This is a genomic window from Clostridium paraputrificum (assembly GCF_900447045.1).
Lineage (GTDB): Bacteria > Bacillota > Clostridia > Clostridiales > Clostridiaceae > Clostridium > Clostridium paraputrificum.
Map to the genome: position 1 here is coordinate 255,513 of NZ_UAWH01000005.1, position 22,225 is coordinate 277,737.

The 22,225-nt window shown below is 30.2% G+C and carries 26 protein-coding genes; 24 read left to right on the forward strand and 2 right to left on the reverse strand.

What is annotated here, in order from left to right; translation table 11 throughout:
• Positions 1 to 58 precede the first annotated feature (58 nt).
• The 6 genes from ispE to rho all read left to right on the forward strand — a co-directional run bounded on the left by ispE (position 59) and on the right by rho (position 5,127).
• Positions 59 to 901 (forward strand): 4-(cytidine 5'-diphospho)-2-C-methyl-D-erythritol kinase, encoded by an 843-nt coding sequence (gene ispE, locus DR024_RS01250; RefSeq protein WP_055253223.1) that lies wholly within the window; start codon positions 59 to 61, stop codon positions 899 to 901.
• 57 nt (positions 902 to 958) lie between these two features.
• Entirely contained in the window at positions 959 to 1,597 is a 639-nt protein-coding gene (gene spoIIR, locus DR024_RS01255; protein ID WP_027097084.1) for a stage II sporulation protein R, read from the forward strand.
• Positions 1,598 to 1,684: 87 nt separating this feature from the next.
• Positions 1,685 to 2,665, forward strand: a complete 981-nt coding sequence (locus DR024_RS01260; protein ID WP_027097083.1) for a queuosine synthesis — start codon at positions 1,685 to 1,687, stop codon at positions 2,663 to 2,665.
• Positions 2,666 to 2,677: 12 nt separating this feature from the next.
• Positions 2,678 to 3,097 (forward strand): YwiB family protein, encoded by a 420-nt coding sequence (locus DR024_RS01265; RefSeq protein WP_027097082.1) that lies wholly within the window; start codon positions 2,678 to 2,680, stop codon positions 3,095 to 3,097.
• A gap of 238 nt (positions 3,098 to 3,335) precedes the next feature.
• Positions 3,336 to 3,623 (forward strand): hypothetical protein, encoded by a 288-nt coding sequence (locus tag DR024_RS01270; RefSeq protein ID WP_055184063.1) that lies wholly within the window; start codon positions 3,336 to 3,338, stop codon positions 3,621 to 3,623.
• A gap of 115 nt (positions 3,624 to 3,738) precedes the next feature.
• Positions 3,739 to 5,127: a transcription termination factor Rho gene (rho, locus tag DR024_RS01275; protein ID WP_027097080.1), complete on the forward strand. Its 1,389-nt coding sequence runs from the start codon at positions 3,739 to 3,741 to the stop codon at positions 5,125 to 5,127.
• 15 nt (positions 5,128 to 5,142) lie between these two features.
• On the opposite strand, the gene DR024_RS01280 is transcribed toward rho, so the two are convergent.
• The gene (locus DR024_RS01280) at positions 5,143 to 6,258 is read right to left on the reverse strand and encodes an MGDG synthase family glycosyltransferase (protein ID WP_027097079.1); all 1,116 of its coding nucleotides are present in this window, start codon (positions 6,256 to 6,258) and stop codon (positions 5,143 to 5,145) included.
• 133 nt (positions 6,259 to 6,391) lie between these two features.
• On the reverse strand, positions 6,392 to 6,604 hold the full coding sequence (gene rpmE, locus DR024_RS01285; RefSeq protein ID WP_027097078.1) for a 50S ribosomal protein L31: 213 nt from the start codon (positions 6,602 to 6,604) through the stop codon (positions 6,392 to 6,394).
• 174 nt (positions 6,605 to 6,778) lie between these two features.
• Here rpmE and DR024_RS01290 point away from each other — a divergent pair, with 174 nt between their 5' ends.
• The 18 genes from DR024_RS01290 (at position 6,779) to atpG (ending at position 22,222) form a co-directional block, all read left to right on the forward strand.
• Positions 6,779 to 7,369 carry a thymidine kinase gene (locus DR024_RS01290; protein ID WP_111918070.1) on the forward strand — a complete coding sequence of 197 codons (591 nt, stop codon included), beginning with the start codon at positions 6,779 to 6,781 and terminating at the stop codon, positions 7,367 to 7,369.
• Between the two features lie 12 nt (positions 7,370 to 7,381).
• Positions 7,382 to 9,172, forward strand: a complete 1,791-nt coding sequence (gene prmC / locus DR024_RS01295; protein WP_055184124.1) for a peptide chain release factor N(5)-glutamine methyltransferase — start codon at positions 7,382 to 7,384, stop codon at positions 9,170 to 9,172.
• Between the two features lie 62 nt (positions 9,173 to 9,234).
• Positions 9,235 to 10,317, forward strand: a complete 1,083-nt coding sequence (gene prfA, locus DR024_RS01300) for a peptide chain release factor 1 (protein WP_027097075.1) — start codon at positions 9,235 to 9,237, stop codon at positions 10,315 to 10,317.
• A gap of 57 nt (positions 10,318 to 10,374) precedes the next feature.
• Positions 10,375 to 10,962 (forward strand): hypothetical protein, encoded by a 588-nt coding sequence (locus tag DR024_RS01305; protein ID WP_027097074.1) that lies wholly within the window; start codon positions 10,375 to 10,377, stop codon positions 10,960 to 10,962.
• Positions 10,963 to 10,979: 17 nt separating this feature from the next.
• A complete protein-coding gene (locus DR024_RS01310; protein WP_027097073.1) occupies positions 10,980 to 12,029 on the forward strand; it encodes an L-threonylcarbamoyladenylate synthase in 1,050 nt (349 codons plus the stop codon).
• A 12-nt stretch (positions 12,030 to 12,041) separates the two neighbouring features.
• The gene (locus tag DR024_RS01315) at positions 12,042 to 12,476 is read left to right on the forward strand and encodes an arsenate reductase/protein-tyrosine-phosphatase family protein (RefSeq protein ID WP_027097072.1); all 435 of its coding nucleotides are present in this window, start codon (positions 12,042 to 12,044) and stop codon (positions 12,474 to 12,476) included.
• 60 nt (positions 12,477 to 12,536) lie between these two features.
• Positions 12,537 to 12,986: a ribose 5-phosphate isomerase B gene (rpiB, locus tag DR024_RS01320; protein ID WP_027097071.1), complete on the forward strand. Its 450-nt coding sequence runs from the start codon at positions 12,537 to 12,539 to the stop codon at positions 12,984 to 12,986.
• 16 nt (positions 12,987 to 13,002) lie between these two features.
• On the forward strand, positions 13,003 to 13,632 hold the full coding sequence (upp, locus tag DR024_RS01325) for a uracil phosphoribosyltransferase (RefSeq protein WP_027097070.1): 630 nt from the start codon (positions 13,003 to 13,005) through the stop codon (positions 13,630 to 13,632).
• Positions 13,633 to 13,896: 264 nt separating this feature from the next.
• Positions 13,897 to 14,391 (forward strand): deoxycytidylate deaminase, encoded by a 495-nt coding sequence (locus tag DR024_RS01330; RefSeq protein ID WP_027097069.1) that lies wholly within the window; start codon positions 13,897 to 13,899, stop codon positions 14,389 to 14,391.
• A gap of 24 nt (positions 14,392 to 14,415) precedes the next feature.
• Positions 14,416 to 15,564, forward strand: a complete 1,149-nt coding sequence (wecB, locus tag DR024_RS01335; protein WP_271815509.1) for a non-hydrolyzing UDP-N-acetylglucosamine 2-epimerase — start codon at positions 14,416 to 14,418, stop codon at positions 15,562 to 15,564.
• Between the two features lie 117 nt (positions 15,565 to 15,681).
• Positions 15,682 to 16,863 carry an acetyl-CoA C-acetyltransferase gene (locus tag DR024_RS01340; protein ID WP_027097067.1) on the forward strand — a complete coding sequence of 394 codons (1,182 nt, stop codon included), beginning with the start codon at positions 15,682 to 15,684 and terminating at the stop codon, positions 16,861 to 16,863.
• A gap of 588 nt (positions 16,864 to 17,451) precedes the next feature.
• Positions 17,452 to 17,808 (forward strand): hypothetical protein, encoded by a 357-nt coding sequence (locus DR024_RS01345; RefSeq protein WP_027097066.1) that lies wholly within the window; start codon positions 17,452 to 17,454, stop codon positions 17,806 to 17,808.
• 1 nt (position 17,809) lies between these two features.
• Positions 17,810 to 18,493 (forward strand): F0F1 ATP synthase subunit A, encoded by a 684-nt coding sequence (locus DR024_RS01350; RefSeq protein ID WP_027097065.1) that lies wholly within the window; start codon positions 17,810 to 17,812, stop codon positions 18,491 to 18,493.
• 27 nt (positions 18,494 to 18,520) lie between these two features.
• Entirely contained in the window at positions 18,521 to 18,739 is a 219-nt protein-coding gene (gene atpE / locus DR024_RS01355) for an ATP synthase F0 subunit C (protein ID WP_027097064.1), read from the forward strand.
• A gap of 47 nt (positions 18,740 to 18,786) precedes the next feature.
• Positions 18,787 to 19,266, forward strand: a complete 480-nt coding sequence (locus DR024_RS01360; protein ID WP_027097063.1) for a F0F1 ATP synthase subunit B — start codon at positions 18,787 to 18,789, stop codon at positions 19,264 to 19,266.
• A gap of 2 nt (positions 19,267 to 19,268) precedes the next feature.
• Positions 19,269 to 19,808, forward strand: coding sequence for a F0F1 ATP synthase subunit delta (locus DR024_RS01365; protein WP_027097062.1), 540 nt, complete (start codon positions 19,269 to 19,271; stop codon positions 19,806 to 19,808).
• 10 nt (positions 19,809 to 19,818) lie between these two features.
• On the forward strand, positions 19,819 to 21,333 hold the full coding sequence (gene atpA / locus DR024_RS01370) for a F0F1 ATP synthase subunit alpha (protein WP_027097061.1): 1,515 nt from the start codon (positions 19,819 to 19,821) through the stop codon (positions 21,331 to 21,333).
• A gap of 37 nt (positions 21,334 to 21,370) precedes the next feature.
• Positions 21,371 to 22,222, forward strand: a complete 852-nt coding sequence (atpG, locus tag DR024_RS01375) for an ATP synthase F1 subunit gamma (RefSeq protein ID WP_027097060.1) — start codon at positions 21,371 to 21,373, stop codon at positions 22,220 to 22,222.
• Positions 22,223 to 22,225: the final 3 nt, after the last annotated feature.

Below are 22,225 nucleotides of genomic sequence, written 5' to 3' on the forward strand. Positions count from 1 at the left end.
TTTTTTTTCTATATGATAAAATTTATTTAATTATATATAGGAGAAAGGAAAGAAGCACATGAGAGAAAAGGCTTATGCGAAAGTTAATATTACCTTGGACGTTGTGGGGAAAAGAGAAGACGGATATCATTTGCTGAAAATGATAATGCAAAATATTGATATTTATGATGTTATAACAATAGAAAAAATAAAAAGTGGAATTGAAATTACATGTAATAAGCCTTATGTTCCAACAGATGAAAGAAATTTAGCATATAAAGCAGCTAAACTATTTAAAGATACATTTAATATTACGTCAGGGGTATCAATAAATATAAAAAAGAATATACCCGTAGCTGCAGGCCTTGCAGGTGGTAGTACAGACTGCGCAGCTGTATTAAAAATAATGAATAAGTTATTTCAAGTGAATGCAGATAATGAAAAACTAATGGAATTGGGAGTGAAATTAGGTGCAGATGTTCCTTATTGTATTGATGGTGGAACAGCTCTTTGTGAAGGTATAGGGGAAGTGTTAACTACTCTTAAACCATTTAAAAATCATATAATTGTTTTGGTTAAGCCACCATTTGGTGTTTCTACTAAAGAGGTATATAAGAATTTTGACTTAGGTAGAGTTAAAAATCATCCTGAAACTGATAAAGTTATTGCTTATATGAATGAAGATAACTTATATGAAGTAGCAAAAAATATGAAGAACTTACTAGAAAATGTAACATTAAAAAAACATAAGGTTATTTCTTCTATAAAATCAGAAATGGAGTCTTTAGGAGCTATAAAGGCAATGATGAGTGGTAGTGGGCCAACAGTTTTTGCATTCTTTGATGATATGATGAAAGCACAAAGATGTTATGATGAAATGAAAAAGAAATATAATGATACTTTTATAACAAGAACCGTATAAATGTGTATAAAAAATCTTCTTATGGCAACAATTTAAACCATAAGGAGGTTTTTTATTATGAAAAAGAGAATTACTTTAGTCTTGTTAATTATTTTATGTACAAGCATTATAAGTGGATGTACAAATTTAGACTATGATAAAGATGGACAAACTGTATATAATTATGAGGATGTAAAGGATACATTAATAAGGTTTCATGTAATAGCAAATAGTGATACTGATGAGGATCAGAGTTTAAAGCTAAAGGTTAGGGATGAGGTTATTAATTATTTATATCCATATTTGAAGGACTCTGATTCAATAGAAAAATCAAGAAGTATCCTTTTAGAAAATGAAAATAAGGTAAAAGAAATTGCCAATAAAGTAATAACTGATAATGGCTATAATTATAATGTTAAAATTGAGTTATCTCATGAGAATTTTCCAGAGAAGTCTTATGGTAATATAACTTTACCTCAAGGTCGATATGAAGCTTTTAGAATTATTATAGGAAGTGGACAAGGGAAGAACTGGTGGTGTGTTATGTTTCCACCTTTATGTTTTATAGATGTCACTAAAGGAAAGGTGGAAGAAGATAAGAGTAAGGAAACTTTAGATTCTCAAATATTAAGTGATAAGAAAACAGAGGAAACAGAAGAAGATAAACCTGTAATCAAGTTTAGGATAGTGGAGTTTTTTAAAAGTATATTTGGGTAAAATTACAATAAAAATAAATTACCACTTGATTAATAAATGTAATAATCATAAACTATAATTTGAATAAAGTTTTAGGAGGAAAAGAATATGACTAGAGCATTAGCAATGATTTCAGGTGGTTTGGATAGTATTCTAGCTGCAAAGTTAATAAAAGATCAAGGTATAGAAGTGATAGGAATATGCTTTAAATCATATTTCTTTAATGAAGAAAATGCAATAAAGATGACAAAGCAAATAGGAATCAGACTTGAGGTTGTAGATTTTTCAGAAGAGCAATTTGAAGTGGTGAAGAATCCAAAGCATGGATGGGGGAAAAATATGAATCCATGTATTGATTGTCATTCTTTAATGATGAAACATTCAGGAAGATTATTAGAAGAGTTTAATGCTGATTTTATAATAACTGGAGAAGTATTGAATCAAAGACCTATGTCTCAAAATAGACAAGCTTTAAATATAGTTAAAAAGGAATCAGGATTTTCAAATAAAATATTAAGACCATTATGTGCTTTGAACCTTGATCCAACAGAGATGGAGATTAATGGATTAGTTGATAGAGAAAAGTTATTAAAGATTTCTGGTAGAAGCAGAAAACCACAAATGGAATTAGCAGAAAAGTGGGGGATAAAGGAATATCCATCTCCTGCTGGTGGTTGTAAACTTACAGAACCTAACTATTCTCTTAGATTAAGAGATGCTTTAAATAGAAACGAAAATCTAACTCAAAAGGAGATAGATTTATTAAGATTTGGTAGACATTTTATATCTTCTAATAATGTTAAAATAATTGTTACTAGAACTGCAGAAGAAGGAACTGAAATAAAGAAAATATTAAGTAAGGAAGATTTAGTGTTTTTACCATCACATTTTAATGGAGCTATGGCAATAATTCATGGTGATGCAAAGGACGAAGATAAAGAGCTAGCATGTAAGTTAGTTTCAAGATATAGTAAAGGAAGAGATGAAGCTGAAGTGGATGTTAAGTTTGGAAACTTTGGTACTCCATTTAAAAATGAGTTGAGAGTAAAGCCAGCAACTGAAGAAGAAGTTTCTAAGTATTTGCTTTAATAGGAGGAACATATGGAAAAGAAAGCGATTATAAGTATAGTCAGTAATGCTAGTATGGAAGATGGAGACGTTATTGAAGTAGTTTCTCCAGGAAAGTACATAAAAATGGATAGCGGATATAAAGCTGTTTATGAAGAAACAGAGATATCTGGTATGGAAGGAACAACTACAATTTTAACAATAAAAGATAAGGAAGTATTATTAGAGAGGGAAGGAACAACTAGCACAAAGATGTTGTTTAATGAAAAGGAACCTTCAGTATCTTTATACAATACTCCTTATGGAATGATGGAAATAACAATTAACACAAAGAAATTAAACGTTGAAGTTAATGATAATGGGGGGAATATTAAAATAGACTATGATATGGCTATTGCAGGTCAAGAAGTTTTAACAACCTCTTTATCATTAAATGTAAGGGCTAATAAGTAAGGTAATATATATGGAGAAATTGTTTGTGCAATTTCTCTTTTTTAGTATCTAGACCAGTTATAAAATTTTAATTAACTTTTCTTTTTTATGACTTGGAGCTTGCGACGGAACGAGTAAAATAAATATTCACTCACCTTTTTTATTGACAAAAATATATAAAAGTCTTTTATAGTGATTAGTATTTATATTAAATGGAAATAATTTCTTATAGGTGATAATTGTAAGGGTGGTGTTTATTATGAGTTTAGAAGATAGGTATTTAAAAATATTACATGTAATATGTACGTATTATGGGATGAGTACAGATGATTTGATAAAGCTTCTAGAAGAAAGAGATAATAAATACTTACTATTATTATTACTAAAGAAATATAAATGTATGGATCAAGAAAAAGTTAAAGAAGTATTTAATGTTAAGAATAAAAGAACTATAACTAATAATGTGAGAAGAGCAGAGGAAAAATTATTAATAAATAGAGACTTTAGAAAAAAGTTTTTTGAAATGGAAGAAGACTTGTTAAAATAGCCATTAATGATATAATTATTTTATAATCGTAGATGCATATCTATTTTCATCTCAAGTGCATTCGAAATTATTTTCACTAAGTTATTAATAATTTTATATTTTTGGAGGTGTCAATTTGACCAAAGAACAATACGAGGATATGACTTTAGTAGAGTTAAAAGAAGTGGCTAAGTCATTAGAAATTAAGAACATATCAAAGTTAAAAAAGAGTGAACTTATAGATCAAATAATAGCAACAAAAGCTCATGCAATAAAAAAGGATGGGGTAGTTTTAAGAGAGAAGATTTCTCCTAAAAATAATGTTGTTAATAGTACTAATAGGGAAGAAGTAAGAAGTAGTGAGAAAAAAGAAGAGCTGAAAGCTATGATAAATGATTCTCATATGGCTAGAGGAATACTTGAAATATTAGAAAATAATAATTTTGGATTTTTAAGATGTAAAAATTATTTAACAAGTAGTGAAGATATATATGTTTCTCCATCCCAAATAAGAAGATTTAACCTGAAAACTGGAGATGAAGTTATTGGGAAGGTTAGAGAAGCTAAAGAGGGAGAAAAGTTTAAAGCTTTATTATACGTTGAAAAGGTAAATGGAGAACATCCTGAGAAGGCTATAGGAAGAAGAGCTTTTGAAAATTTAGTTCCAATATATCCAGCAGAAAGAATTAGATTAGAGGGAAGTAATCCTTTAGATTTATCATCTAGAATGATGGATATAATATGTCCTATCGGTAAAGGACAAAGAGGAATAATCGTAGCACCTCCTAAGGCAGGTAAAACTACACTTTTAAAAAAGATTGCTCAAAGTATAACTAATAATAACCCAGAAGTTGTATTGATAGTGTTACTTATAGATGAAAGGCCAGAAGAAGTTACTGATATGCAAAGAAGTATAAATGGAGAGGTAATTTATTCTACATTTGATGAAGAACCGCAAAATCATGCAAAAGTATCACAAATAGTTTTAGAAAGAGCTAAGAGAATAGTTGAGCAAGGTAAGGATGTCGTAATCCTATTGGATTCTTTAACAAGGTTATCAAGAGCATATAACTTAACTATTACTCCAACAGGAAGAACTTTATCAGGTGGGTTAGATCCAGGAGCATTAATTATGCCTAAGAAGTTCTTCGGAGCTGCTAGAAATATAGAAGGAGGCGGTAGCTTAACAATATTAGCTACAGCACTTGTTGATACAGGTTCAAGAATGGATGATATGATATTTGAAGAATTTAAGGGTACTGGTAATATGGAAGTACACTTAGATAGAAAGCTTCAAGAGAGAAGAATATTCCCTGCTATAGATATTTATAAGTCTGGTACAAGAAAAGAAGATCTATTATTAACAGATGAAGAAAAAGAAGTGGCATATTCAATTAGAAAAGTTATGTACAGAGATGGAAATATTGAGAATATAACAGAGAAGCTAATTAATATGTTATCCAAAACAAAAAACAATAAAGAATTTATACGTATATTTGAAAAAAGTGATATAGATAAGAAATAAAAAATAACTGGAAACTTAGTTTCCAGTTATTTTTTTTTCTATAAGATTGTTAGCTAAATCTACTATTGCTTTTATTGTATAGGTAGAAGCTAATTCTTTTAAATTTTTTTTAGCATCAATTAAATATTTAGGATTATCAATTAACATATCTATGAGATTATTAATTTCTTTAACATTATTTATATAATATGCATATCCATTAGATGTTAAAAATTCAGTATTCTCCATTTCTTGTCCAGGAATTGCAAATGGAATTATTAAAGGAAGATTTTTTACTATTGCTTCACTTACAGTAAGCCCACCAGGTTTTGAAATTATTAAATCTGAATATTCCATAAATGAAGCTATATCATTTGAAAAGCCTAAAATATGAAGTTTCTTATCTATATAAGTGTTTTGAGATTTCTTTAATAAAGAGTATTTTAGTTTTTTATTTTTTCCACATACAACTGTTATTCTTAATTTATGTTTATTATTTAAAAGCTCATCTAAGACATAAGATATATTTTTTAATCCCATACTGCCGCTCATTAATAATAAATTGAAGTACTCATCATCTTTAATTTCAGGTATCGTTTCATTTCTTTCAAAGAAACTTTCTCGTATAGGTATACCATAAGGAAAAATCTTTGAAGAATCTATACCCTGTTCTATAAGAGAGTTCTTAGTAAATTTACTACCAGTTATATAGGCATCAACAGATGGATGAATATATGTATAGTGTGCTTTGAAATCAGTAACCACAGAGATAAATGGTATCTTCATACCTTTTTTCTTTAATCTAGATATTATGTTAACGGTAAAAGGATGAGTACCAATTATTATATCAGGTTTTTTATCTTGAATGAGTTTGCTTAATTTTTTATCTGTTCCTCTAAAAACTAAAGGTAAAAACTTATATATAAATTTATGGTCAGTTAATTTATAAGCCCAGCCATATATCTTAGGAAACTTTGATGCAGATATTTCATAACCTTGAACTATAATGTCATTTAGAAACTTATTATTGCCTTCAAGGAAGTCATGCTTAATACATGTAAAGCCTTCAGATTCAAAAGTTTCTAATAATGAATTTGCAGCTTGATTATGCCCTTGACCTGTAGAAGTAGTTAAGATTAAAATTTTTTTCATTTAATTCACTCGCTTTTATCATGTTATATAATTCCTAGGTATAGTTTAACATGATTTATGTAAAAAATCTCAATGTTAAAGTAATTTTAAGAAAAAGAAAATGGGAAAGACTAGTAGTCTTTCCCATAATTTCTTACTTACCTTGGTTAAGGTTAAATCTCTTATTGAACTTGTCAACTCTTCCGCCGACGTTCACAGCCTTTTGCTTACCAGTGAAGAATGGGTGGCATTTAGAGCATATTTCTACTTTAAGTTCGTCTTTAACTGAACCTGTTGTAAAAGTATTTCCACATGCACACTTAACCACAGCGTCGTGGTGGTATTCAGGATGTATGCCTTCTCTCATTTATTTCACCTCTTTCGAAATTGTCCACTAAATATGAACATCTTAAATAACTATTAGAGTATATCACAAGGTATATTTCGAGTCAAGAAGAGGTAATTTTTAAAAGTACTTTTTAATCAATTTGTAAAATGCTATAATTTTTATAACAAAAGATAAGAGGAGAGATTATTTTAGATGAGTAAGTTATATTTTAGATATGGTGCTATGAATTCAGGTAAATCAACTCATTTAATGCAGGTGGCATATAACTATAAAGAAAGAGGAATGAGAGTTTTATTAATCAAACCTTCTACTGATAAAAAGGGTGGAGATAGACTTGTTTCTAGATTAGGTGTTGAAGTAAAGGTTGATATGATTGTAGATAAAGATACAAGTATTCTTAGTGAAGTTAAGGAGAATGTAGAATTAAGTGGAAAATTAGATTGTATATTGGTGGATGAGGTACAATTTATGAAAAAGTATCAAATAGATCAATTATTTGAGATAGCTGTTACCTTAGAAATTCCAGTAATATGCTATGGACTAAGAACCGACTTTAAGATGGAAGGTTTTGAAGGAAGTGAAAGACTTCTTTTAATTGCTCATAGTATAGAAGAAATGAAGACTATATGTAAATGTGGGAATAAAGCTTTATTAAATGGTAGAAAGATTAATGGAAAATTTGTTTTTTCAGGAGATCAAATAGCTATTGATACAGTAGATAATGTCGAATATGAATCTTTATGTGGACAATGCTACTATAAATATAAAAATGAAGAGAAGTAAGTGAGTGATAATATGAAAAGAAAAGATGTTGGGGGGCAAGCTGTTATTGAAGGAGTAATGATGAGAGGCTCTAAAGGAATGGCAATAGCAGTAAGAAAAGAAGATGGAGAGATTGATGTTAAAGTTGAAAAAGTAGTACCATTAACTAAAAAATATAAGTTCTTAAATATTCCACTTATAAGAGGGATATTTGTATTAGTTGATTCATTAAAAATAGGAATGGATTCTTTAAATCATTCAGCTTCATTTATTGAAGAGGATGAAGATTATGAACCAGAATCAAAATTTGAAAGGCTATTAGATAGGTTTGAAGGATGGCTTAGAAAAAAATATGGAGAAAAAGCTGAAGATATAATTATGAGTATAACAATGGGGATAGCATTTTTACTAGCTATTGGATTGTTTATAGGATTACCTACAGCTATAGCAACTATATTTAAAGGATTTGGTATTTCACCTATATTATTAAATTTAATAGAAGCTGCTATAAGGATATCAATCTTGATAATATATATATGGGGAATTGCAAAGTTAGATGATATGTATAGGGTATTTCAATATCATGGGGCAGAACATAAAACTATTTTTTGTTATGAGGCTGAAGAAGAACTTACAGTTGAAAATGTAAAGAGGTTTTCAAGATTTCATCCAAGATGTGGTACTAACTTTTTATTTTTAATTATGTTTGTAAGTGTGTTTATTTTCTCATTTACAGGATGGGGAGGATTTTTACAGAGGATAGTATTAAGGATATTATTAATACCAATTGTAGCTGGAATAACATATGAAATTATAAAGTGGTTAGGTAAAAGCAATGGTGTTATAGCTAGAATAATTTCTTATCCAGGACTAAAACTTCAGGGGTTAACAACAAGAGAACCAGATGATAAACAAATAGAAGTTGCAATAGCTTCATTAAAAGCAGCTGAAGGTATCGAAGAGAGGGAAAAGACAATAGGTGAGCTTTTAAATGAGGGGACTAAAATACTAGGAGATGCTGATATAGATACATCTAGATTAGATTCACAATTATTACTTGGAAAAGTTTTAGAAAAGGATAAATTATATTTGATTACAAATTCTACAGAAAAGGTATCAAATTCAAATAAGATAAAATATTTTAATTTAATAAAAAAACGTCAAGATAAAATGCCTGTTAGATATATACTAGGAGAATGTGATTTTATGGGGTTAGACTTTTATGTAGAAGAAGGAGTGCTTATCCCAAGAAGTGATACTGAAGTGCTGGTAGAAGAGGTTCTGAAATTAATTCCTATAAACAAAAAATTAGAAGTATGTGATTTATGCTCTGGAAGTGGCGCAATTGGAATTTCATTAGCCCATTATAGACCTGATATTAAAGTTGATGAGATAGATTTATATCCAGTTCCAGAAAAGGTGACTAAAAAGAATATAATAAGGAATAATTTAGAAGATAGGGTGAGCTTTATAAAGAGTGATTTATTAGATGAAGTAATAAAAGTAAATAAAAGATATAATATCATTGTTTCAAATCCTCCTTATATAAAAGAAGAGGAAATAGAAACACTAATGGAAGACGTAAAGGATTATGAACCTAAAACTGCTTTAAGTGGTGGAGATGATGGTCTTGTATTCTATAGAAAGATTGTAGAGCAAAGTAAAGAAACCTTATTAGAAGGTGGAATGCTTTGTTTTGAAATAGGATATGACCAAGGTGAAAGTGTAAAAAACTTGTTAGAAGAAAATAGATTTGTAGATGTTAAGGTGGTAAAGGACTTAGCAGGATTAGACAGAGTAGTATTAGGAAAGTTTGCTTGTTGAAAATAGCGAAGATTATATGATATAATACTAAAATGTGAAAAAATGAAGTACGGAGTGATATCATGTTATTAGATAAATTAGCTTTCATAGAAAATAAGTATGATGAATTATCTGTAAAGATAAGTGATCCATCAATAATGGCCAATCAAAATGAATGGAGAAAGCTTTGTAAAGAGCATGCCGAGTTAGAAATAATAGTTAATGCATATAGAAATTATAAACAAGTTACTGAGGATCTAGAGGCTAATAAAGAGATGTTAGCAGAAGAAAATGATAAAGAAATGAGAGAAATGCTTCAAGAAGAAATTTCTGATTTAACTGCTAGAGAAGAAGAATTAGAAAGAGAAATTCAAATTTTATTATTACCTAAGGATCCTAATGATGATAAGAACGTATTCGTCGAAATTAGAGGAGGTGCTGGTGGAGACGAAGCAGCTCTATTTGCAGCAAACCTATTTAGAATGTATACAAGATATGCAGAAAACAATAGATGGACTGTTGAATTAATGAGTGCTAATGAAACTGACATTGGTGGTTTTAAAGAAGTAGTATTCATGATTAAGGGTAACGGAGCATATTCAAAGCTTAAGTACGAAAGTGGAGTTCACAGAGTACAAAGGGTTCCAGATACTGAATCAAGTGGTAGAATTCATACATCAACTGCAACAGTTGCAGTTTTACCAGAAGTTGATGACGTAGAAATAGAAATTAACGAAAAAGATTTAAAGATAGACGTATTTAGAGCATCAGGAAACGGTGGACAATGCGTTAATACTACTGACTCAGCTGTAAGAATGACTCACTTACCAACAGGTTTAGTAGTTTCATGTCAAGATGAAAAGTCTCAGTTAAAGAATAAAGAAAAAGCTTTAAAAATATTAAGAGCTAGACTTTATGAACAAGCAGAAGCAGAAAGAAATGCAGGCATTGCTGAAGATAGAAAGAGTCAAGTTGGTACAGGGGATAGAAGTGAAAGAATAAGAACTTATAACTATCCTCAAGGTAGAGTTACAGATCACAGAATAGGATTAACTCTTTATAAGCTAGAGGCCTTCTTAAATGGTGATATAGATGAAGTGGTAAATGCACTTATAACTGCAGATCAAGCTGAAAAAATGAAACAAATGGGAAATACAGATATGTAATATTAAAGAAAGCCTTGCATTTAAAAATGTAGGGCTTTTATGCTAGTGGGGGATGGTATGAATATATATAAGGCAATAAAAAGAGAAAAGAAGTTCTTAAAAAAGTTTTATATTTTAATGATTGTTCTTGCTATTACTTTACCTATTATTCTATTTTTAACTGGACTTAATAATACATTTTATTTAAGTTATCTGTTATTTATTGAATTTCTTATATTTGTTGCTGTTATAAATAAAATGAATTATTATAAATTAGAATATAGTTGTAGCAATAATAAATTAAGATTTAAGAATGGATTGCTTTCAAATGAAAGTGTGATTTTGTGTGATAAGGTTGCTTTAGTACATACTGAAAAAATGGAAGAAGATATGGATATTATTATTGTAACTACAGTAAACTTTAAGAATAAGTCCTTAAAACCAATAGGTTCTATATTTTTAAAGAGATATCCTCTAGCATCTGAGGAATACAAGAGAATTAAAGAACTTCAGCCAGAGAACATATATTATTATCAAGTAATAAGAAGAGGCGGCCTTAAGAAGTATATGATTTTAGATACGATATATAAAAATTGTGTGAGAGCTACATATACTGATGAATGTATTCAGAATATAAAAATAGCAAGAGGACAAACTTTAGTGTAAAGAAGGAAGGAATAAACTTGGAAACAAAAGTAGCCATAGTTAATGATTTAGAAAATGATTTAATATACATAAAAGAAGCAGCAGAAGTAATAAAGTCTGGGGGGATTGTAGCATTTCCAACAGAAACAGTATATGGATTGGGAGCTAATGCTTTAGATGAGAATGGAGTTCAAAAAATATTTATTGCAAAAGGTAGACCTCAGGATAATCCTTTAATAATTCATGTTGCAAGTAAAGAAATAAGTGATTTGGTAGAAGAAGTTCCAAAGGTAGCAAAAAAGATAATGGATAAATTTTGGCCAGGACCAATAACTATTATAATGAAGAAAAAGAGTATAATTCCTAATGTAACTAGTGCTAATTTAAATACTATAGGGATAAGAATGCCAAGTAATGACATTGCACTGAAACTAATAGAACTTGCAAATACACCTATTGCAGCACCTTCTGCGAATATTAGTGGAAGACCAAGCCCTACGGATATTGAAAGATGTGTAGAAGATTTAATGGGAAGGGTAGACTATATTATTGGTGGAGAAAAGAGTGAAGTAGGAGTAGAATCAACTATAGTAGACTGCACAGTTACTCCTCCTATAGTATTAAGACCGGGTGGCATAACATTAGAGATGCTAAGAGAAATTGATCCTAATATAGAGATTGATAAAGCTATAATGCAAAAACCAAGCGAGGATTTTAAGCCAAAGGCCCCTGGAATGAAATACCGTCATTATGCACCAAATGCAAAAGTTAAAATTATAAAAGGAAATAGAAAAAAAACTGTTGAAAAAATTAATGAGATGGTACACAATTATATAGATGAAGGTAAAAAGGTTGGAATTCTATCTTCTAAGGAAAACTCGTCTTACTATAAATTGGGTGATGTACTAGTAGTTGGAAGTAAGGAAAATCTATCTGAAGTAGCTCAAAATTTATTTGAAGCACTAAGAAGTTTAGATGATAAAAAGGTTGATATAATTCTTGCAGAGGCTTATGAAGAAGAAGGTGTAGGCTTAGCTATAATGAATAGATTACAGAAATCTGCAGGTTTTGATATTATAAATGTTTAGTTGGAGGTAAATATGAAAGTTCTCTTTGTATGCACAGGAAATACTTGTAGAAGTCCTATAGCAGAAGCTGTTTTTAACAGCTTAAATACAGATGATAATATTACCTCAAATTCAGCTAGAATATCAATTATACCAGGAAGCAAGATAAGTAAGGAATCAGCTGAATTAATTTATAAAGGACTTAAACTTGATTTAAAAAATAAAAAAGCTAAACAAATAGAGAATGAATTACTAGAAGAATTATACTTAGTTTTAGCAATGACTAAGTATGTGAGAGATCATTTAATAAAATATTATAAGAATAAGATATTTATATTATCTGAGTATGTTGGCGTAGGGGATAAAATTAAAGCTCCTTACGGTGGCACAGTTTCTGTTTATAAAAACACTTACAATCAGATAAGAGAATCAGTATCTTTATTATTGTCAAAAATAAAGAAAGATTAAGGTATGTATATACCTATTCTTTCTTTTTTTATGAATATACATAGCAATGGAGGTGGCACTATGAAGATAGCTTTAGGAGCAGATCATGGTGGATTTGAATTAAAAGAGGAGATTATATCGTACCTAAAAGATAATGGGTATGATGTAGAGGATTATGGAACGTATTCTAAAGAGTCATGTGATTATCCTGACTATGCATTAAAGGCAGCAGAAGCTGTTGCATCAAAGGAATGTGATCTTGGAATTCTAATTTGTGGAACAGGAATAGGTATAAGCATTGCAGCTAATAAGGTTCCAGGAATAAGGGCGGCTTTATGCTCAGATACTTTTAGTGCACATGCAACAAGAGAGCATAATGATGCAAATATATTAGCTTTAGGTGCAAGAGTTGTTGGACCTGGATTAGCACTAGATATTGTAAAAACATTTTTAGGTGCTAAATTTGAAGGTGATAGACACTTAGCAAGAATAAATAAAATAACTGAGATTGAAAAAAAATATTATAAATAACTTGGAGGGATAAGAAATGAGTAAAGTAGTTGAAATCAATCATCCGCTAATACTACATAAGTTAGCATTTATTAGAAGTAAGGATACAGGGGCTAAAGACTTCAGACAATTAGTAAGTGAAGTTGCTATGTTAATGGGTTATGAAGTAACTAGAGATTTTAGCATGGAAGAAGTAGAAATTGAAACACCAATTTGCAAGACTAAATGTAAGATGTTAGCAGGTAAGAAGGTTGCTATAGTTCCTATATTAAGAGCTGGATTAGGTATGGTAGATGGAATGCTAAGTTTAATTCCAGCAGCTAAGGTTGGACATATAGGCTTATATAGAGATGAAGAAACTTTAAAGCCAGTTGAGTATTTCTGTAAGTTACCACAAGATATAGCTGAAAGAGAAGTAATAGTTGTTGACCCAATGCTAGCAACTGGAGGTTCTGCAGCTGATGCATTAACTTTATTAAAGGAAAGAGGAGCTAAGAATTTAAGACTTGCTTGTTTAATTTCATCTCCAGAAGGAATAAAAGCAGTACAAGAAGCACATCCAGATGTAGACATATACGTAGCTTCAATAGATGAACAATTAAATGAAAAAGGATATATAGTTCCTGGTCTTGGTGATGCGGGGGATAGACTATTTGGAACTAAATAGTTAGTAGATAATTAAATAGCTAAGGGGGAGAAATTGCTTTGCAATTTCTCTTTATTTTTGCTGTCTAGGAATATATAAAATCAAGGATTAAGTACTAAGGGAATATATATTTATTTTCTGTGACTTGGAGCTTGTCACGGAACAAGCAAAATAAATATTTACGCAACCTTTTTGTGAAAATATACAGTGATTTACAGAGATATTAAACTAATATATAATTTAATAAGAATATAAAAATTATATTTAGTAAATAAGGAGTAGGTTATGAGAAGAAGAGATAAGGATAATTATTATCTTGATATAGCGGAAACTGTGGCAGAAAGAGGGACATGCTTAAGGAGAAATTATGGATCTATAATAGTAAAAAATGATGAAATAATTTCTACTGGATATACTGGGGCACCAAGGGGAAGAAAGAATTGTATAGATATGCAAACTTGCATTAGGGAAAAATTAAATGTTAAAAGAGGCACTCATTACGAGTTGTGTAGAAGTGTACATAGTGAAGCTAATGCCATAATTAGTGCTTCAAGAAGAGATATGATTGGAGCAACATTATATTTAGTAGGTAAAGATGCTAATACTAAAGAGTATGTAAAAGATGCAAATTCTTGCTCGATGTGCAAAAGAATGATAATAAATTCAGGCATAGAAAATGTAATTATTAGAGATAGTAAAAGTGAGTATAGAGTTATAGATGTTTTATCATGGGTAGATGAGGATGATTCATTAGCAATAAGTAAAGAATTTGGATATTAACAATTATATTTGGAGGTAAGTGAATTGAAAAAGAAGATTATTACCATCTTTGGAACAAGACCAGAAGCCATTAAGATGGCACCGTTAGTTAAGGAATTAGAAAAAAGAGAAGAAATAGAATCTAAGGTATGTGTTACTGCACAACATAGAGAGATGTTAGACCAGGTTCTAGAGTATTTTGAGATTAAGCCAGATTTTGATTTGAATATAATGAAAAGTAAACAATCTTTAACTGGTATTACTAATAGAGTGCTTGAAGGATTAGAAGAGGTTTTTATAAAAGAAAAACCAGATATGATATTAGTTCATGGAGATACAACAACTACTTTTGCAGGTGCATTAGCAGCATTTTATCAACAAATAAAGGTTGGTCATGTTGAAGCAGGATTAAGAACTTTTGATAAGTACTTTCCATTTCCAGAAGAAATGAATAGAAAGCTAACAGGGTCATTAGCTGATTTACACTTTGCACCAACAAAGGGGTCAAAAAACAATCTTTTAAGAGAAGGTATAAGCGAAAATGATATCTATATTACAGGAAATACTGTAATAGATGCTATGCTTCATACGGTTAAGGAAGATTATAAATTTGAAAACGAAGAATTAAATAAAATAGATTATGTAAATAAGAAAGTAATAATGATAACTGCCCATAGAAGAGAAAATTGGGGAGAAGGAGTAGAGAATATCTGTACAGCATTAAATAAAATTGTAGAGGATAATAATGATGTGGAATTAGTTTATCTAGTACATTTAAATCCTGTAGTAAAAGATGTTGTTCATGAAAGATTAGGTGGAAACGATAGGATTCATTTATTGCCACCATTAGACACAAAAGAAACACATAATTTAATGAATAAGTGTTTTATGGTAATGACTGATTCAGGTGGATTACAAGAAGAAGCACCACACTTAGGAAAGCCGGTTTTAGTTCTTAGAGATGTTACAGAAAGACCAGAAGCAGTGGCATACGGTACAGTAAAATTAGTTGGGACAGATATAGATAAAATTGTAAGTGAAGCTAATGAATTAATTCAAATTAAAGAAGCTTATGAAAAAATGAGTAAATCAGTAAACCCATATGGTGATGGAAAGGCATCAGAGAGAATTGCAGATGCTATATTACGATATTTTGATTTAAGTGATAAAGAAGTAGAGGAATTTAAGAGGTAGTTTGTTTAAAATTTAACAAAATTTCCTTGAAAAATATGTGAAAAATGGTATAATTGTAATTGTGTTAATAGTTTAACAAAGATAAATGAGTTTTTTTGAATTTAGGAGGTATATGAAATGAGAGAAGTAGTTATTGCAAGTGCAGCAAGAACAGCTTTAGGTTCATTTGGTGGAACTTTAAAAGATGTTCCAGCAGCAGAATTAGGAGCTATAGTAATTAAGGAAGCAGTTAAGAGAGCAGGAATAAATCCAGAACAAGTTGAAGAAGTAGTAATGGGGAATGTTATTCAAGCAGGTCTAGGACAAAACGTAGCTAGACAAGCTACTTTAAAAGCTGGATTACCAAATGAAGTACCAGCTATGACAATAAATAAGGTTTGTGGTTCAGGTTTAAGAACTGTTGCATTAGCAGCACAAATGATTAAGGCAGGAGATGCTGATATCGTAGTTGCTGGTGGAATGGAAAATATGTCTGCGGCTCCATATGTTTTAGATAAAGCAAGATGGGGACAAAGAATGGGTGATGGAAAATTAGTTGATACAATGATAAAAGATGCTCTTTGGGATGCATTTAATAACTACCATATGGGAGTTACAGCTGAAAATATAGCTAAACAATGGGGATTAACTAGAGAAATGCAAGATGAATTTTCAGCATCTTCACAAGCTAAGGCAGAAGCAGCAATAAAGGCTGGAAAATTCAAAGATGAAATAGTTCCAGTTGTTATTCCACAAAGAAAAGGAGATCCAATAATATTTGATACTGATGAATTCCCAAGATTCGGAACAACTGTTGAAAAGTTAGCTAAATTAAAGCCAGCGTTTGTTAAAGATGGTACAGTTACAGCAGGTAATGCTTCAGGAATTAATGATGGGGCAGCTGCATTTGTTGTTATGAGTGCAGAAAAAGCAGCTGAATTAGGGGTTAAACCTTTAGCTAAGATTGTTTCTTATGGCTCTAAGGGACTAGATCCAGCAATAATGGGTTATGGACCATTCCATGCAACAAAGAAAGCATTAGAAGCAGCTAATTTAACTGTTGAAGATATGGATTTAATAGAAGCTAATGAAGCATTCGCAGCTCAAAGTTTAGCGGTTGCTAAAGACCTTAACTTTGATATGAGCAAGGTTAATGTAAATGGTGGAGCTATTGCTTTAGGACATCCAGTAGGAGCTTCAGGAGCTAGAATATTAACAACTTTACTTTATGAAATGGAAAAGAGAGATGCTAAGAGAGGTTTAGCTACACTTTGTATAGGTGGCGGAATGGGAACAGCTCTTATTGTTGAAAGAGTATAGTATACACATATTTTGAGGAATGTATTAGAGGTATTCTAATACATTCTTTTTGTATATAAGAAAGTTCAAAATATAACCATAATCTAGTATTTTTCGATATATATAAAGAAGTAAATTGTTAAAAACTTGAGCATTTTCTATTAAAAATATTGATGTATTAAATAATCATAGGAGTATTTCTAAAGAAAGCAACATTTATTTTAAATAAATAAATGAATAAATAGGAATAATCTATTTCAATATAATAATGAAAAGGTAGAGTAAATGGTAGTTAATACACTATAACTATGAATAAATTTAGAAAATATAATAAAATATTTAAACAAAGTATTAAATGAAAATGTTATCAAGTAAACTTGCATAACATTTAAATTTTCAGAATATTAAGACAAATGAATAATTATGAATAAATTTATGTATTATTGTTGAAAATAGGAAGACTATCGATGTTTGTTAAGAGAATGGCTAATATTACATGTATAAATTCAAAATTTAAACAATTTTAAGTTTATTTAAGTAAAAATAAGGTTTTCTTAAAGTTTATAGTGGGGCTATAATACATAAGGGTAAGCGAGAGGGGAGTGCTCAATGAGTAAAGAGATGAATAACTTGGAACGAAAAATCACAAAATATGATATGCTAGTTGGTTTATTTATGTCTTTAATTATTAGCTTAGTATTTTCGTTTAAGCCTGCAATAGTTTTTTTCTTGGGTGTAATAGTTGGAATGCTAAATTATTTGGCAATATCATTCTCTACTAAAAGGTGGCTTCATAAAAATAAAATATTAATCTTAACAACATCTATTCTTAGAGTTCTTTTAGTATTAATAGTTATATTACCATTTATCCACAATATTATACTAGTATTGTCATATTTAGTTGGAATAATACTAGACCAAGGAATAAGACTTTATTGTACATTAACAGTGGAAGGAAGTGTTTAGGTTGGAATCAGTAGCACCTATCTTTTCCTTTAATATCGGAGGTTTCCCCATAAACATTACAAGAGACATAATTGTTCAATGGGCGGTAATTCTGATTTTAGGAATCGCAGCCTATATTTTAACAAGAAATCTTAAAAGGGTGCCAGATAAGAGACAGGTAGTATTAGAAACCCTATATACTACTATAGAAGGACTTGTTAAAAATAATATGGGCGAAAGTTATGTGGGATATATTCCTTATGTTGGAACTTTAGTTATATATTTACTAGTTCTTAACTTGATGGGAATAATAGGAATCGCGCCACCAACTCAAAACTTAAGCGTTACCTTAGGACTTGGGTTAACATCATTCTTAGTTATTAACTATACAGCAATTAAGAGAAATGGTGTGTGGGGTTATACAAAAGGCTTGGGAGAACCATTCTTAATGATGCTTCCATTAAATATTATGGAAAGAGTAATGTTGCCAATATCATTGGCCCTTAGACTTTTTGGTAATATGATGGCAGCTACTATGCTTATAGAAATGATCTATGAAGCTTTAGGTTCAATAGGAATGCTAGCTCAAATAGGAGCACCAATTATAGCACATGGATACTTTGATTTATTTGATGGAAGCATTCAAATGCTAGTATTCACAATGCTAACAATAATAAATATTAAAATGACAGCAGAACATCATTAGAATGTAATTTTGAAGGAGGAAATTTAAATGGATTTATCAGTAATTGCAGCAGGTATCGCTGTATTATCAGGAATTGGAGCAGGTATAGGAATTGGTATAGCAACAGGAAAGGCAACAGAATCAATTGCAAGACAACCAGAAGCAGCAGGTAAGATTCAAAGTGCTTTAATATTAGGTGCAGGTCTTTCAGAAGCAACAGCTATTTACGGGTTAATAGTAGCTATCATGTTAATAGTTATAAAATAGTTTAAGAAGAGTTGATATTATTGACTCCGAAGGGAGGCTGAGAGAATATGGATATAGATCCATCAGTTCTATTAATGACGTTAATAAACTTTTTTATTTTAGTACTAATACTTAAACACTTCTTTTGGGAAAAAATTCGTATTGCTATACAAGACAGAGAAGATTTTATACAAGAACAATTGTCAAATGCAGAGGATGAATCTCAAAAGGCAAGATTATATTTAATAGAAAATGAACGAATTCTTAAGTCTTCTAAAGAAGAAGGTAAGAAGATAATAGAGAAGAAAAAACAAAAAGCTAATAAAGTATATAGTGAAATTGTAGATGATGCTAATAAAGAAGCTAAGGCTATAGTTGATAGAGCAAGGTTAGAAATAGAAAGAGAAAAAGAAAAAGCTCAATATGAAATAAAGAAACAAGTAGTTAATTTAGCAATTGAATTATCTACAAAGGCTCTAGAAGAAAAGCTTGAAGATAGTACTCAAAGGGAATTAATAGGCGATTTTATAACTAAGGTAGGTAGTTAAATATGTATGAATATTTAGATAGGAGATATGCCTTAGCATTATATGAAGTAGCCAAAGAAAAAGACAAAGTAGATGAGTATATTAATGACCTTAGAGAAATTTGTGACTTAATAGAAAATAATAAGGATTTTTATGAGGTTGTAAAACATCCTCAAATAAGTACTAAAAATAAAAAGAGAACATTTATAAATATTTTTAAAGGAAAAATAGATGAAGAATTACTTTCATTTCTATTGATACTTATAGAGAAAGATAGAATATTGTACTTAAGAGAAAAGCTTAACGAAATGGAAAAGATTGATCTTGAGAGAAAAAATATTCTATCAGCAGTGGTGAAGACGGCAGTACCATTATTAGAGAGTGAAATTTCTAATTTACAAGAAAAACTTGAAAAGCAGTATAATAAGAAAATTATTATGACTACAGAAATAGATAAGAGTCTTCTAGGTGGAGTATACGTAAGAGTTGGAAATGATGTTATTGATGGAACAATAAAATCTAAACTAGAGGAAATGAAAGACATAATGCTTAAGAGAGAATAGAGGTGAGTCCATGAATATAAAACCAGAAGAAATTACTTCAATTATAAAAAAAGAAATTGAAAGATATGAAAAGCATATTCAAAAAGTAGATTCTGGTACAATAATCCAAGTTGGTGATGGTATCGCTAGAGTATATGGATTAGATGATTGTATGGAAGGGGAATTATTAGAGTTCCCTAATAATGTATATGGTATGGCTCTTAACCTTGAACAAGACAATGTAGGTTGTGTTCTACTAGGGTCAGAAGAAGGAATCAAAGAAGGAGATATAGTAAAGAGAACTGATAGAATAGTTCAAGTTCCAGTTGGTGAAGAATTAATAGGAAGAGTTGTTGATTCATTAGGTAATCCTATTGATGGAAAAGGACCTATAAAAACTAGTAATACTAGAGCAATGGAAATTCCAGCTCCATCTATTATTGACAGAAGTTCAGTTAATGAACCACTACAAACTGGTATTAAAGCTATAGATTCTATGATTCCGATAGGTAAGGGACAAAGAGAACTTATAATTGGAGATAGACAAACAGGAAAGACTGCTATAGGGATTGATACAATTATAAATCAAAAAGGTAAAGATGTTATTTGTATCTATGTTGCTATAGGTCAAAAACAATCTACAGTTGCTCATATAGTTAATACATTAACTGAAATGGGAGCTATGGACTATACAATAATAGTAAGTTCTACAGCATCAGATACAGCACCATTACAATATTTAGCACCATATGCTGGATGTAGTATGGGTGAGTATTTTATGCATCAAGGTAAGGACGTACTAATTATTTATGATGATTTATCTAAGCATGCAGTTGCTTATAGAACAATGTCATTACTTCTTAGAAGACCACCAGGAAGAGAAGCATATCCTGGAGATGTATTCTATATTCATTCAAGATTGTTAGAAAGAGCAGCTAAGTTGTCAGCTGAAAATGGAGGAGGATCACTAACAGCTCTTCCTATAATAGAAACGTTAGCAGGGGATGTTACAGCATATATTCCAACTAATGTAATTTCAATTACAGATGGTCAAATTTTCTTAGAATCAGATTTATTTAATCAAGGTCAAAGACCAGCAGTAAATGCAGGTATTTCTGTATCAAGAGTTGGTGGTAATGCTCAAATTAAAGCAATGAAGCAAGTTTCAGGTACTTTAAGATTAGAATTGGCGCAATATAGAGAACTTGCAGCATTCTCTCAATTTGGATCGGATTTAGATAGAGATGCTAAGAGAAGGCTTGAAAAAGGTAAGAGATTAATTGAAGTATTAAAGCAAGATCAGTACGAACCAATGGCTGTTGAAAAGCAAATTGTTATTTTATATGCAACAGTTAATGACTTCCTTTCAGATATAAAAGTTAGTGATATAAGAAAGTTTGAGAAAAGTTTCTTAGAATATATGGATACTCATCAAAGAGAATTATTAAAGAAAATAGTAACAGAAAAAGTTTTAACTGATGAAATAAAGAAAACATTAGAAGAAACAATCGTTGAATATAAAAAGATATTTTTACAAGAGGCATAGCTTTTAAAAGCTATGCAATTCTTTAGGAGGTGGAATAATGGGAGCAGCTGGACTTATAGAGATAAAGAGAAGATTAAAGTCCGTAGAAAGTACCAAGAAAATAACAAATGCAATGGGACTTGTTGCCACTTCTAAATTAAGAAAATGTAGAAAAGAGTTATCTATAAATGAGCAATATCTAGAAATAGCTGAAAAAACCATGAAGTCTTTAGCAAGAATATCAGAAGAAAAACTTACTACTTCATATTTTGATGGAAATGATGGTAATTATAAGCTTTATATAATAATCACTTCTGATACTGGATTATGTGCTGGATACAATAATAATGTAGTTGCTTTTTTAGATAGCTTAATCAAGGATGATAAGGATAATTGCAAAATAATTAGTGTAGGTAGTAAGGGAATATCTTATTTAAGAAGGAACGGATTAGAAACTATAGATGAATATGTTGATATCCCTGATATACCAACTATAAAAGAAGTTAAATTAGTTTATGAAAAAGCTTTAAAGCTTTTTGTTTCAGCTGAAGTTTCAGAGGTTAATGTTGTATATACAGAATTTATATCTCCTATAAAACAAGAAGTTAAGAGCGAAAAACTATTGCCTGTTGAAAGAGCAGTAGGAGAGGTAGGAGAACAAATAGTAGAACCTGATTTAAAAACTGTTCTTACAGATTCTTTAGATATATATCTAAAAGGAAAGCTAAGGGCTTTAATGTTAAGTGCAAAATGCAGTGAACAAAGTGCTAGAATGCAAGCTATGGATGGAGCAACAAGCAATGCAAATGATATAATTCAAGAACTTAATATAAGATATAATAGAATTAGACAAAGCATGATTACTCAAGAAATTTCAGAAATAGTTGGAGGAGCAGAAGCACAAAAATAGTAA